General features: G+C 64.7%; 10 protein-coding genes and 1 pseudogene. 6 read left to right on the forward strand and 5 right to left on the reverse strand.

Going from position 1 to position 12323, the window contains the following annotated elements; translation table 11 throughout:
- Positions 1-426, forward strand: a pseudogene (locus Q0139_RS02585) (AMP-binding protein); the annotation flags it as partial.
- 307 nt (positions 427-733) lie between these two features.
- Here the strand turns inward: Q0139_RS02585 and Q0139_RS02590 are convergent.
- Complete coding sequence (locus tag Q0139_RS02590) at positions 734-1807, reverse strand: PA0069 family radical SAM protein (RefSeq protein WP_298016865.1); 1074 nt, start codon at positions 1805-1807, stop codon at positions 734-736.
- Between the two features lie 71 nt (positions 1808-1878).
- Here Q0139_RS02590 and Q0139_RS02595 point away from each other — a divergent pair, with 71 nt between their 5' ends.
- Positions 1879-2655 (forward strand): hypothetical protein, encoded by a 777-nt coding sequence (locus Q0139_RS02595; protein WP_298016868.1) that lies wholly within the window; start codon positions 1879-1881, stop codon positions 2653-2655.
- 12 nt (positions 2656-2667) lie between these two features.
- On the opposite strand, the gene moaB is transcribed toward Q0139_RS02595, so the two are convergent.
- Genes moaB through Q0139_RS02610 form a run of 3 tightly spaced genes read right to left on the reverse strand, consistent with a single transcriptional unit; the run spans position 2668 to position 5667 of the window.
- A complete protein-coding gene (gene moaB / locus Q0139_RS02600; RefSeq protein WP_298016871.1) occupies positions 2668-3195 on the reverse strand; it encodes a molybdenum cofactor biosynthesis protein B in 528 nt (175 codons plus the stop codon).
- Positions 3185-4948: a lytic transglycosylase domain-containing protein gene (locus Q0139_RS02605; protein WP_298016875.1), complete on the reverse strand. Its 1764-nt coding sequence runs from the start codon at positions 4946-4948 to the stop codon at positions 3185-3187. The genes moaB and Q0139_RS02605 overlap by 11 nt, the downstream gene beginning before the upstream one ends.
- Positions 4945-5667: a uracil-DNA glycosylase family protein gene (locus tag Q0139_RS02610; RefSeq protein ID WP_298016877.1), complete on the reverse strand. Its 723-nt coding sequence runs from the start codon at positions 5665-5667 to the stop codon at positions 4945-4947. Before Q0139_RS02610 ends, Q0139_RS02605 begins: the two co-directional genes overlap by 4 nt.
- A 130-nt stretch (positions 5668-5797) precedes the next feature.
- On the opposite strand from Q0139_RS02610, the gene Q0139_RS02615 reads away from it, so the two are divergent.
- From Q0139_RS02615 to Q0139_RS02625, 3 genes are read left to right on the forward strand one after another with little or no spacing between them, the layout of a single operon-like run.
- Positions 5798-7450, forward strand: coding sequence for an electron transfer flavoprotein-ubiquinone oxidoreductase (locus Q0139_RS02615; RefSeq protein ID WP_298016880.1), 1653 nt, complete (start codon positions 5798-5800; stop codon positions 7448-7450).
- Between the two features lie 19 nt (positions 7451-7469).
- On the forward strand, positions 7470-9083 hold the full coding sequence (locus Q0139_RS02620; RefSeq protein ID WP_298016883.1) for a tetratricopeptide repeat protein: 1614 nt from the start codon (positions 7470-7472) through the stop codon (positions 9081-9083).
- 10 nt (positions 9084-9093) lie between these two features.
- Positions 9094-9942, forward strand: coding sequence for a 4-(cytidine 5'-diphospho)-2-C-methyl-D-erythritol kinase (locus tag Q0139_RS02625; RefSeq protein WP_298016886.1), 849 nt, complete (start codon positions 9094-9096; stop codon positions 9940-9942).
- A gap of 165 nt (positions 9943-10107) precedes the next feature.
- On the opposite strand, the gene Q0139_RS02630 is transcribed toward Q0139_RS02625, so the two are convergent.
- Positions 10108-11949 carry a DUF885 family protein gene (locus Q0139_RS02630; protein WP_298016888.1) on the reverse strand — a complete coding sequence of 614 codons (1842 nt, stop codon included), beginning with the start codon at positions 11947-11949 and terminating at the stop codon, positions 10108-10110.
- Positions 11950-12014: 65 nt separating this feature from the next.
- Between Q0139_RS02630 and Q0139_RS02635 the strand changes: the two genes are divergently transcribed.
- On the forward strand, positions 12015-12323 hold a 309-nt coding region (locus Q0139_RS02635; protein WP_298016891.1), incomplete at its 3' end, for an N-formylglutamate amidohydrolase.

Genomic DNA, 12323 nt, shown 5'->3' on the forward strand with positions numbered 1-12323 from the left:
AAGGCCGATGCCGACGCAGCCGACGCCGACGGCTGGTTCGACACCGGCGACGTATCGGTGCTCCACCCCGATGGCGTGATGCAGATCACCGACCGCGCCAAGGACGTCATCAAGTCGGGCGGCGAATGGATCAGCTCGATCGAGCTGGAAAATGCGGCGGTCGGCTGCCCCGGCGTGGCCGAGGCGGCGGCCGTCGGCGTCTATCATCCCAAATGGGACGAGCGGCCGCTCTTGCTGATCGTTAAGAAGGACGGTGCCGATCTCAGCGGCGATGACGTTGTCGAATATCTGAAGAGCAAGGTCGCCAAATGGTGGCTCCCCGACGAGGTGAAGTTCGTCGAAGAACTGCCGCATACCGCAACCGGCAAGATCCTGAAACGGCAACTGCGCGACGAGTATAAGGATTACAAGCTGGAAAGTGTTTGATGAAGAATGATCGGATGACACCCAATCAAATCAAACGCGCTATCCATGAAGCCGCACGGGATTTGGATGAGCGAGGCACGCCGGCCCATCCAAATCCCATGGTTCCGCCTTGGGAACAATATCCGGAAATTCCAAGATACAGCATCGGATGGCGGATGGGGCCGGGCGAGGACTATTTGCGAGATTTCGGAGATTGGTTTCTAAAACTCACGGACCAAGAGCTTCGGCGATACATACAGGATAAACTGGAACCGACGGGATGGGAGGGGTTTTTCAAGATACTTAGCGAGGAGAGGAAGTGGAACATTTAAAATAACTCCCCCTGTCGTCCTGCAGGCGGGCGGAAGAGATCGCTGCGAAGCTCGATCTTCCGCTCGTTCAGTCCATGTTTGCGGCAGGCCTTTTCAAAACGCGTGCGGATCAGTTCGGCCCACGGGCCATGGCCGCGCATCCGGGTGAAAAAGCGCGGATCGTTGTCGCGGCCTTCGCGGATCGAGCGGATGATGCTCATGACCTTGCCCGCGCGGTCGGGATAGTGCTCGTCCAACCATGCCCGGAGCAGCGGCGCGACCTCATGCGGCAGGCGGACCGGCAGGAAGAAAGCGGACATCGCACCCGCCTCCGCTGCCGCCTCCACCAAGTGTTCGATTTCATGGTCGGTGATCGCCGGGATAACGGGCGACATCGAAGCGAAGACGGGCACGCCTGCCTCGCTCAGTGCGCGGATGGCGGCGAGGCGCTTTCGGGCAGACGGTGCGCGCGGTTCCAGCGTGCGGTGCACTTTCGGATCGAGCGAGGTGACAGAGATCGCCACCGCGACCAGCCCCTGTTTTGCCATTGGCGCCAGAAGATCGAGGTCGCGTAAGACCTTGTCCGATTTCGTCGTGATCGTCAGTGGATGCCGCGTTTCGGCGAGGATTTCGATGCATTGCCGCGTGATACGGTATTCGCGCTCGATCGGTTGGTAGGGATCGGTGTTCGTGCCCATGGCGAGCGGCTTTGCGACATAGCCGCGCTTCGACAGCTCCGCCCGGAGCAGCGCCGGCGCATCGGGCTTGGCGAACAGCCTGGTCTCGAAATCGAGGCCCGGCGAAAGATCGTGATAGGCGTGTGTCGGGCGCGCAAAGCAGTAGATGCAGCCATGTTCGCAGCCCCGATAGGCGTTGATCGAACGGTCGAACGGAATGTCGGGAGAATTGTTGCGCGCGATAATCGTTTTCGGCCGCTCGATCGTGACCGTGGTTCGGGGTGGCGCCTGTTCGCCATCAATCTCGTCACGCTCGTCAAGCCAGTCGCCGTCGGCTTCGCGATCGGGGAGGTTGAATCGCTGTGGGGCATCGTTGACGGGGGCGCCTCGCCCCTTGGGAGCAGAAGAGAACATATGCGGAACATTTGGCATGGGCGGCAAAAAAGTGCAATGCGGTCCCGAACAGTTTCAGGAGGCGAAACGATATGAAGAAGTCATGGGCTATGCTGGCGGTACTGCCATTGGCGATCGCGTGCACCGAAGCGAATGGCGACGGCGCGGACGGCGAGAATACGGAAAGCGAAGCGACCGAAACGGCGGAGGCGGATGCCGAACCACTCGTACTCGATTCCGAACTTCCCGATGGCGGGATGCTCGTGCAGGCGACCGGCGGTGACGATGCGGCCTTCGATCCCGACTGTGTGATCGGCGAGGACCGGATCGCCGGTGTCCGCATTCCGGCGACGCTCGGCGCGTTCGCCGAAAGCTTCCCGGCTTCGACCGCGCTTCGCTTCGAGTCGGCCTATATGGTCGATTTCGGCGCACTATGCGCGCTGTCGGGCGGCGAAGACGCGATCTGCGCGTTCTTCGAAAGCTATGATGTCGAGGAATACAGCCCCGATGTCGAAGTGATCGGCATGGCGACCTACGCACAGCAATGCCGCACCGAAGCGGGTGTGGGGCCGGGCACGTCCATCGAAACCGCCGTCGCCGCCTATGGCGATGCCAGCTTCGGCTTCAACTATTCGAACGAAGGCCGCGAAGGCGTGAGCTTCCCCAATGCGCCGCAGAATTTCAGCTTCCGGGCCGATTCGCCAGCGAGCGAAACGCCGCCGGCCGAGGGAAATTGGCCGAACGGTCCGTTCGGCGGCGACTATAGCGATGTCGAAGGCGACGGCGAATATTTCGAAACGGCAACCGCCATGCCCGGTGCGACGATCTGGGAGGTCTGGATCAACAGCGCCCGTTCGACCGGCATGTAATCGGGCCGGGCCCTAGCGCTCGCGCAGGCGGGGCATCAGTTCGACGAAATTGCAGGGGCGGTGGCGGCTGTCGAGCTGGGTGGCGAGAATGCCGTCCCAGCCGTCCTTCACCGCTCCGTTCGATCCGGGCAGCGCAAAGATGAACGTGCCGTGCGCCAGGCAGGCGCAGGCGCGCGACTGCACAGTCGACGTGCCGATGCTTTCATAGCTCAGCATTCGGAACAGCTCGCCGAAGCCGGGGATCGGCTTTTCCTGTACGCGCTCGAGGGCTTCGGGCGTGATATCGCGTCCGGTCACGCCGGTGCCGCCTGTCGTGATGATACAGTCGACCGTTTCGTCCTCGATCCACGCATGGAGGCGTGCAACGATGGAATCCATATCGTCATGCACGATCGCGCGATTGGCGAGGCGATGCCCCGCACTGGTCAGCCGCTCGACGAGGATATCGCCCGACGTGTCGTCTTCCGGCGTGCGCGTGTCCGAGACCGTCAGAACGGCGATCCCGATCGGCTTGAATTCGCGGCTTTCGTCAATCGGCAATGCGCGTTCCGCCCTGACCCGATAGACGAATGGCGACCGGACCCGTCATGCCCGGATAGCGCGGCCACATGCCCTGGGCGAGCGCGGCGAGGCTCGGCGTCTCTTCGTCCGCATTGCGCTGATACATCCAGTAATTTCTGAGGATAATCGGCACATAGCCGCGCGTTTCCCAGAAGGGGATGCTTTCTATGTAGAGCAGCGGATCGCCGCGATCGCGCAGCCGGCCTTCCCAATTGGCGACGGCACCCGGACCGGCATTGTAGGAGGCGATCACCTTGGGCAGCAGCCCCTGTGTGGCGCCGTAATCGCGCATTTCCTCCATATAATGCATGCCATAGGCGATGTTCACCTCGGGCCGGTTGAGCGCTGCGCCGGAATAGCTCTCGCCGCGCTGCCGCCCGATGGCGGCGGCCGTGCCCGGCATCAGCTGCATCAGGCCGCGCGCGCCGGCATGGCTGACGGCGTCGGGCCGGAAATCCGATTCCTGCAGCGCATGGGCGAAGACGAGCGAGCGGTCGACCTGCCAGCCGCCGATGGGCTGGTAATCGGGCGCCGGGAACCGGTCCATCGCGGAGGGATGGTGCGAAATCGGCAGGTTGCGCGCGATCCAGAGCTGCGCGCCGGGCAGCCGGAGCTGGTTAGCAAGATCGAGCCAGGCATCGTGGCTGTGCGGATTTCCGATCGCGACGCCGTGGCGGATATATTGGTCCGCGAGATCGCGCTCGCCGATCTCGACGAGCGCCAGCGCGCGGCGGGCATTGGGCTCGCTCTGCACGCTGTCCCAGCCGGGGGTGAGGATTGCGTGCGGTTCGTGTCCCGGCGCGATGCCGAGCGCCTGGCCGGCAATCAGGCCATAAAAGGTTTCGGTGAGCTGCGCCGCGGTCCGCAGATTTTCCTGTACGTTCTGGGGACGTCCACAGGCCATTTCCGAGCGGGCAGCCCAGTAGAGGCCGGCCGCGCGCATCTCGGTGTCGGGGGCGCGGCGTCCGACCGAGGCGAAAGCATCGGCGGCTGCATCGCAATCGCGAGCGCGCCACGAAGCGAGGCCATCGACCCAGTCGGCCTGGACGGCCCAGTCGCCGCTGCCCTGCCGCGCCTGCCGGGCGAGGCGCTGCGCATTGCGGTCATCGCCGGTCAGATAATAGGACCACGCGACGCGCTGGCGTGCTTCGGTGAGACCTTCGAATGGCAGGCCCGAACCATATTCGTTGATCAGGCTTTCCGCCATGCTCGGACTGTCGTCAACGATCAGCGGCTGGATTCGGTCCATGAGCTGCCGCGACGCGCTGTCGGAAACGGATTGCGCGCGGCTGCGGCGCGATGGGCGCGGCGAATGACGGAGCGATTGGGCTTGGGGAATGGCCGGCCGTGAGACCATACCGCGTTCGGCACCCATTGCCGCAAGCCGGCTGGCCTCGGGAATATCGGGCGCGAGAGAGAGGAGGGCGGCAATTTCGTCCGCTTCGACCCGCGGCGAGCCGGGAGCGAGATACAGTTCCGCCATCGCCACCGGATAAAGGACGCTGCGGGGTTGCGAGGCGATCCGCTGTCGCGCGGTTTCCCAATCGCCCGTTCGGATCGCGGCGAAGGCTTGGCTGAATGTGTCGCGTTCGCCGCGGTTCAGCAGGTCGTCGAAGTCCGCGGTCGAACTGCCGGCGCTTCCGGAGCGTGGAAAGGACGTTTCGCTGTCGGCCAGCGCGGGCGTCGCGGCGAGGCAGGTGAGTGTGGCTGCGAGGAGGATAGTTCGTTTCACGCGGTCTGTCCTTCGATCAAAATCTGCAAGTCCTTCCAGCTTTCGGCCTTGAACCCGGGATGCTGGAGCAGGAAGCGCGGGTGAAATGTGGCGGTCACCGGCACAGTGCCGCCATTATGGTTAACAATCGGTTCCAATGTGCGGGCTTCGGCGAGATCGGCCCCGCAAAAGACACGGCTCGGCGCATTGCCCATGACGATCAGCCGCTTCGGCGCGGCCAGACCGACATGTTTTTTGGCGATTTCGCCAAGCTGGCTCACCAGCGCGTCGTCCAAAGTGCCCCCCGGACCCCGCACCGGGCTGAGCGTTGCGAGATAGACGGAGGCGCGGTCTCGCCCGATCGCGGCCAGCATACGGTCGAACAGCAGTCCGGTGTCGCCGGGAAGCAACCCCTTGTCCTCCGCCTCCTGCGTCTCGGGCATTGCGAGGAGGATCATCAGGCCGGCCGATAGATCGCCCTCGGCGTCGAAGCGCGGTCCGTGCGGCAGGGGCAGATCGTCGGTTTCGAGCAGAAAGCGGCGCAGTTCGCCAAGGTCTTCCGGGATGACGACCGGCTTTGCCGGTTTCGCTTCAGCCGCCGGCTCCGGCCGCGGGCGCACCGGGGTGAGGTCGGCCTTCGGCTCCTTGAGCCAGCCGCGCGGCTCGTCGGCGACGAGCACATCGGCTCCCGCCTCGCGCCACCAGTTCAGCGTATTCTCGATGTCCCCGATTTCGTTCATTGCACCCCGCATCAAGAGGCGCTTACACTCCATGGTTGACGGCCCGGTCAATCGCCGGGCAGGGACTATATGACGGAATGTGGGCCGTTTGCGACGATGCGAGGCAAGCGGCGAAGGAGAAAGTGACGAGATGTCCGAACGCGAGTCCATGCCCTATGACGTGGTGATCGTCGGTGCAGGCCCTGCCGGCCTGTCCGCCGCGATCCGGCTGAAGCAACTCGCCGCCGAGCGGGACCATGAAATTTCGGTCTGCATCCTGGAAAAGGGCTCCGAAGTCGGCGCGCATATCCTGTCGGGCGCGGTCGTCGATCCGAAGGCGCTGGACGAACTCTTCCCCGACTGGCGCGAGGAGGACGACAAGCCGCTGACCGTGCCGGTGACCGAGAACCATCACTGGATCCTCACCAAGGGCAAAAAATATTCGATGCCCCATGTGATGATGCCGCCCTTCATGAACAACAAGGGCACCTACACGGTGAGCCTCGGCAATTTCTGCCGCTGGCTTGCGGGCCGCGCCGAGGCGCTCGGCGTCGAAATCTTCCCGGGTTTCGCCGCTGCCGAGGTGCTGTGGAACGAGGACGGTTCGGTCAAGGGCGTGGCGACGGGCGATATGGGCATTGCCAAGGATGGCGAGAAGAAGCCCGACTATATGCCCGGCATGGAGCTGCACGCCAAATACACCTTCTTCGCCGAGGGTGTGCGCGGATCGCTGTCGAAGCAGCTGATCCGGCACTTCGAGCTGGATGCGAATTCGCAGCCGCAGGTCTATGGTCTGGGGATCAAGGAATTGTGGGACATCCCCGCCGGCAAGCACCATCCGGGCCGCGTGATCCATACGCAGGGCTGGCCGCTGAACGAGGCCAATGGCGGCGGCTTTCTCTACCATCAGGAGAACGGGCAGGTCGCGCTCGGTTTCGTCACCTGGCTCAACTATGCCAACCCGTGGCTCTCGCCGTTCGAAGAGATGCAGCGCTGGAAACAACATCCCGCGATCCGCGAGATTCTGGAAGGCGGCACGCGTGTTTCCTATGGCGCGCGCGCGATCAACGATGGCGGCTGGCAGTCGGTGCCCAAGCTCGCTTTCCCGGGCGGCGCGCTGATCGGCTGTTCGGCGGGTTTCGTGAACGTGCCGCGGATCAAGGGCAGCCATACGGCGATGAAGACCGGCATGATGGCCGCCGAAGCGGCGTTCGACGCCATCCAGAGCCAGCGGGCGAACGATGAACTCGGCGCCTATGAAGCGGCGTATGAGGAAAGCTGGGTCTACAAGGAGCTGAAAAAGGTTCGCAATACGCTGCCGCTCGTGGAGAAATACGGCAATTTCGGCGGCACGATCCTCGCCGGTGCGACGATGTGGGCCGAGCATCTCGGCATCCGCATGCCCTTCACAATGGGCCACCACCCCGACCACGAAAGTCTGTGGCGCCGCGATCAGGTGCAGAAGATCGAATATCCCAAGCCCGACGGCGTGATCAGCTTCGATCGCCTGTCCTCGGTGTTCCTCTCGAACACCAACCATGAGGAGGACCAGCCCGTTCACCTCAGACTCAAGGACGACGACATACCGATCGACTACAACCTGCCGAAATATGCCGAGCCGGCACAGCGTTACTGTCCGGCGGGCGTCTACGAAGTGGTGGAGGACGATGCGGGGAACCCGAAATTCCAGATCAACGCGCAAAACTGCGTTCACTGTAAAACCTGCGACATCAAGGACCCGACCCAGAATATCAACTGGACGGTCCCCGAAGGCGGGGGAGGGCCGAATTATCCCAATATGTAAACCGCTCCCGATCGCAGCGATGGCGGCGGCGCTGTGTGTCGCCATGCCCGCGCAGGCGAACGACATCTCCAACCTTGCCGAATATGCGCGGGCCCGTGTCGCCGACGCTTCGGGCGAGCTTGATACCGCCGCGCGGGGCTATGCCGCCGCGCTTGCCGGTGTGCCGTTCGATGAGGAGCTGGCGACCCGTGCCTACCGCCGCGCCGTTGCCGCCGGAGATCGGCCGCTCGCGTTGCAGGCCGCACAAAACCTGCGCGAAGGGGGTGCATTGCCGCCCGACGCACAGTTCCTGTTTCTTGCCGAAGCCATGCAGGAGGGCGATTGGAGCGAGGCCAAACGCATTCGCGACCGGATCGAAGAAGACGCGCTGTTCGACGCCGTCGTCCCGCTGCTCGATGCCTGGATCGCCTATGGGTCGGGGGAGGGCGATCCGGTTGCGATACTCCGGGCTGCCAGCGCCGATGGCGATACCGCCTATGCCGACGAGCACAACGCGCTGCTTCTGCTGGCAACCGGCCGCTACGATGAAGGCATCGCGGCCGTGGAAGCGCTCGGCGCGCCCGACAGCGCGCGCATTTTGCGCCTGCGTCTGGCTGCCGCTGCCATCCTCGCCGATCATCGCCGCCGGAACGAGGCGCTGGAGCTGATTTCCGCCGACAACCGCGCCTTTGGGCGGGCTCGTGCGCGGCTCGAGCGCCGTCGGGACATTCCCGGTGCCGTCGATTCCGCGTCTGCGGGCATGGCAGAGATGCTGATCCGCATTTCCGCCGAGATCAACCGCCGCAACGTGCCCACGCTGGCGCTGAGCCTGTCGCGCTATGCCAGCATGTTCGCGCCCGACAATGCCGTGGCGTGGCTCGTCACCAGTGCGATCCTCGAAGCCGAGGAGCAATATGGCACGGCGATCGAGGCGCTCGAGCGAATCGATGTCAACGATCCCTTCTACGCCGATGCGCTCGATGCGCGGGCGAGGCTGCTGGCCGAAAGCGGCGAGGAGGAAGCGGCGCTGGCCGTCGCCCTGCAGAATGCCGACGGCCGCGATGTCAGCGCGGCGGATTGGCAGCGGCTCGGAGAGCTGTACACGTCGCTCGACCGGCATGACGACGCCGCCGACGCCTATGGCGAGGCGATCGAAGAACTGGGCGAAGACGCAGCCCCCTGGTCGGCATGGCTGCTCTATGGCGGTGCGCTGGTCGATGCCGGCCGCTGGGATGCCGCCAAGGAGGCGCTGGACCGCTCGGTAACCGAGGCCGAAGACGAGGCCATTGCGCTCAACTATTATGGCTATGCTTTGCTCGAACGCCGCGAGGAACTCGATCGCGCCGAAGAACTGATCACCCGTGCCAGCGAGCTCCAGCCCAACAGCGCGTCGATCACCGATTCGCTCGGCTGGGTCTATTATGTGCGCGGCGATGTCGACCGGGCGATTCCGGTGCTCGAACGTGCCGCGCTCGGCGATCCCGACGAACCGACGATCAACGAACATCTCGGCGATGCCTATTGGGTCGCCGGACGGCGCCGCGAGGCCCGCTTCGCCTGGCAGGCGGCACTGGTCACGGCCGAGGACGAAGCGGCCGAGAGACTGCGCGCCAAGATGGATATCGGGCTGACGGCGGCGACCCAGTCGCCATGATCCCGCAAGCGTGACCACCCGCGCCGTGCTGCGCGAAACCGCCTATGCCAAGCTGAACCTCGCGCTGCATGTGCGCGAGCGGATGGCGGACGGCTATCACCGGCTGGAAACCCTGTTCGCCTTCTGTGCGGATGGCGATGTGCTCGAAGCGGAGCCGGCGGATGATCTTTCGCTCACCATCGACGGGCCGTCCGGCGAAGGGCTCGAGATCGATGGCAATCTGGTCCTGCGCGCGGCGGACGCGCTTCGCACGCATTTCGGTATCGAAAGAGGGGCGCGTCTTCGGTTGACCAAGAACCTGCCGGTGGCATCGGGAATTGGCGGGGGGTCTGCGGATGCGGCAGCGGCGTTGCGATTGCTCGGGCGCCTTTGGGATGTCGCCATCGAGGATGTGCAGGCGTCTGGCATCGCGTCGGAACTTGGCGCCGATGTTCCCGCCTGCCTGATCTCCCGTACATGCGCCGGGAGCGGACGCGGCGACGTGCTCGAAGAAGTTTCCGCACCGGCGTTGAGCGGAAAGCCGGTCCTGCTGGTCAATCCGCGTGTCGCGGTCTCCACGCCTGCAATTTTCGGCAGATGGAACGGACGTGACGGCGGTCCTCTGACGCTTGCGGAGCCGGTCACGCCCGATCCGCGTTGGTCAAACGATCTTACCGCCCCGGCTACCGCCATGGCACCGGAAATCGGCGAGGTGCTCGCATGGCTCGGCGAGCAGGACGGGGCGGAGTTCGTTCGCATGTCGGGGTCCGGCGCGACCTGCTTTGCGCTTTTTGCCAACGTCGCCGCGCGCGACGCCGCTTTCGCAATGCTTGCGCAAAATCAGCCCGGCTGGTGGCTCCTGCCCAGCGCGCTGCGTTAACCGCACTTCTCAGCGGCACATTAACCCGAAACCCTCACATTGGCCGGCAAGCGGATCCCGGAGTCGACGCACCGGCGTCCGTGGATGATCTGCGGCCCCTTCGGTCAGCACGTCATTGAGACGGGCGGCGGCTTCCATGTCGGCGCCCGTTTTCGCGTCGGCTGCCTATCCGATGGCTCGATCGATTCGCTCCGCCACCAGTCCGAGGGGCATCGCGCCGCTGCCGAGCACGGTCGCATGGAACTGCCGCACGTCGAAGGCATCTCCCTGCGCCGCCCGCATCCGTTCGCGCAGGTCGAGCAGCCGCAACTGACCGAGCTTGTAACCGAGGGCTTGGCCCGGCCAAGCCATATAGCGTTCGATCTCGGCGACGCAGGTGCTTTCCGGGTTGCCGGTAACCTCCGCCATATACTGGATCGCCCGTTCGCGGGTCCATTGCTTCGCGTGCATCCCGGTGTCGACGACCAGCCGCACGCCGCGGAAAAGCTCGTCCTGCAAGCGTCCGAGATCGCCGAACGGATCGTCCGCATAGGCGCCGAGTTCCGCCATCAGCCGCTCGGAATAAAGCGCCCAGCCTTCCTGATACGCGTTGAAGCTGGCGATCCGGATCATCAGCGGCGCCGCACCAAGCCCGCTGGCGATCGCCGTTTGCGTGTGATGGCCGGGTACGCCCTCGTGATAGCTCAAAGTCGGCAGCGCAAAGCGGGCGACCGCGCTCATGTCGCGCAGGTTGATCCAGTAGGTGCCGGGCCGGGTGCCATCGAGCGACGGGGAATCGTAATAGCCGCCCGGCGCGCCATCCTGCGTCGCCACCGGCACGCGGCGAATGCGGAGCCGCTGGCTCGGCACCATTTCGGGCGGCAGCAGCTCGTCGTAGCGCGCTTCGGTCTCGGCCACGATGCCGCGCAGATAATCGAGCAGTTCCTCGCGCCCGGCATCGTTGTCCTCGTAGAGAAAACGCTCGTCATCGGCCAGGGCAAGCATCCGCTCGCCGACGCTGCCCTGCGTCATGCCTTGGGCGGTCAGCAGCGTCTCCATCTCGGCCGTGATCCGCTCGACCTCGGCACGTCCGATCTCGTGGATTTCGTCCGGGCTCTGCTGCGTATCGCCAAGTGCGCGGACATTGGCGGCGTAGAGCGCCTCGCCCTGCGGCTGCGCCCAGACGCCTGCCTCGTCCCGGCCGCGAGGGAGCATCGCGGCGATCTGCTCGCGCAGCCGGGCATAGGCGGGGCGCGCCTTGGTCTCGAGTGCGGCGATAGCGCGCGTTTCCGCACGGTCGCGCATCGTCTGATCGATGACGGCCTCCGCCATGCCGTCGTGCAATGCCACGATCAGCGGATGACGTTCCGCCGGACCTTCGAGGAAACCATCGAGCACGGGCAATGTCTTCTGCAGCAGCGCCTTGGGCGGGCGACAACCTGCCGCTCCATCGGCGCGAACCTTCTCGATGATCCCGTCGAATGCCGTGTCGAAACTTTCGAGCTTTTCGAGCCACGCCTCGATCGCGTCGGGCGTACGCAGCGATTGCTGCGTCGACATGATCGCCGGCGAATCGATGGCCGGGCCGCTGATCTGGTTCACCAGATAAGGAGCGTGGTTGACGTAACTGAACGGATCGATCCGGCCATAGGGAATGGCGGCCGAACGGGAGGCGCTGGTCAGGATCGCTTCGCACACGGCGACGTAGAGCGCCTGCTGTCCCGTGGCGCAATCGCTGTTGCGCAAGGCGGCAAGCTGCGTCGCGGTCTCGCTGCGCAGGGCATTTTCGCCCGCCGGCGAATAATCCGCGAGCCGGCGGGCGAGGGGGCCGCCGTCGAGAGAACCAGGTGCGCCATTGTAGGTCGCTACTTCGGGAAGCCGCGCGAGCAGCGCGTCGGCCGCCGATTGCATCGCGGCACCGCTGTTGCATGAGGGTTCGCGCATCGCCGTCGACGCGCAGCCTCCCGCAGCGAGAAATGTCGAGGCGGCGAGGCCGGCAAGCGTCTGGCGGCGAGTGAATTCCATCATGCGTCCCTTTGTGAGATCCACATCGACTGGTGACATTTTGCGCGGAGAACGGCAACGCCCTGCGCATGGGTGACGAACAAGTCTTCGAATATTGGGATGGCGAAACGGCGAGCGGGCTCGTCTGCGTCGTCGATCATGCGTCGAACCGGGTTCCCGAAGATATCGATCTCGGAATCGATCCCGAACTGCGCGATTTTCACATCGCCATCGATATCGGCGCGCACGATCTGGCCCGGGCGGTGTGCGAGCGGCTGGGTTGCCCGGCGGTCGTGGCGCACCTTTCGCGCCTCGTGGTCGATCTGCATCGCGAGGCCGACAATCCGGCGGCGATCCCGGTGGAGAGCGACGGTCACGTCATTCCCGGCAATGCGGCG

Origin of the sequence: uncultured Parasphingopyxis sp., assembly GCF_937129435.1 — a bacterium.
Taxonomy (GTDB): Bacteria; Pseudomonadota; Alphaproteobacteria; order Sphingomonadales; family Sphingomonadaceae; genus Parasphingopyxis.

Coding starts and splice junctions, on each gene's coding strand:
- Q0139_RS02590 (WP_298016865.1), bottom strand. CDS start 1,807: ATGTTCTCTTCTGCTCCCAAGGGGCGAGGCGCCCCCGTCAACGATGCC.
- Q0139_RS02595 (WP_298016868.1), top strand. CDS start 1,879: ATGAAGAAGTCATGGGCTATGCTGGCGGTACTGCCATTGGCGATCGCG.
- Q0139_RS02610 (WP_298016877.1), bottom strand. CDS start 5,667: ATGAACGAAATCGGGGACATCGAGAATACGCTGAACTGGTGGCGCGAG.
- Q0139_RS02615 (WP_298016880.1), top strand. CDS start 5,798: ATGTCCGAACGCGAGTCCATGCCCTATGACGTGGTGATCGTCGGTGCA.
- Q0139_RS02620 (WP_298016883.1), top strand. CDS start 7,470: ATGGCGGCGGCGCTGTGTGTCGCCATGCCCGCGCAGGCGAACGACATC.
- Q0139_RS02630 (WP_298016888.1), bottom strand. CDS start 11,949: ATGATGGAATTCACTCGCCGCCAGACGCTTGCCGGCCTCGCCGCCTCG.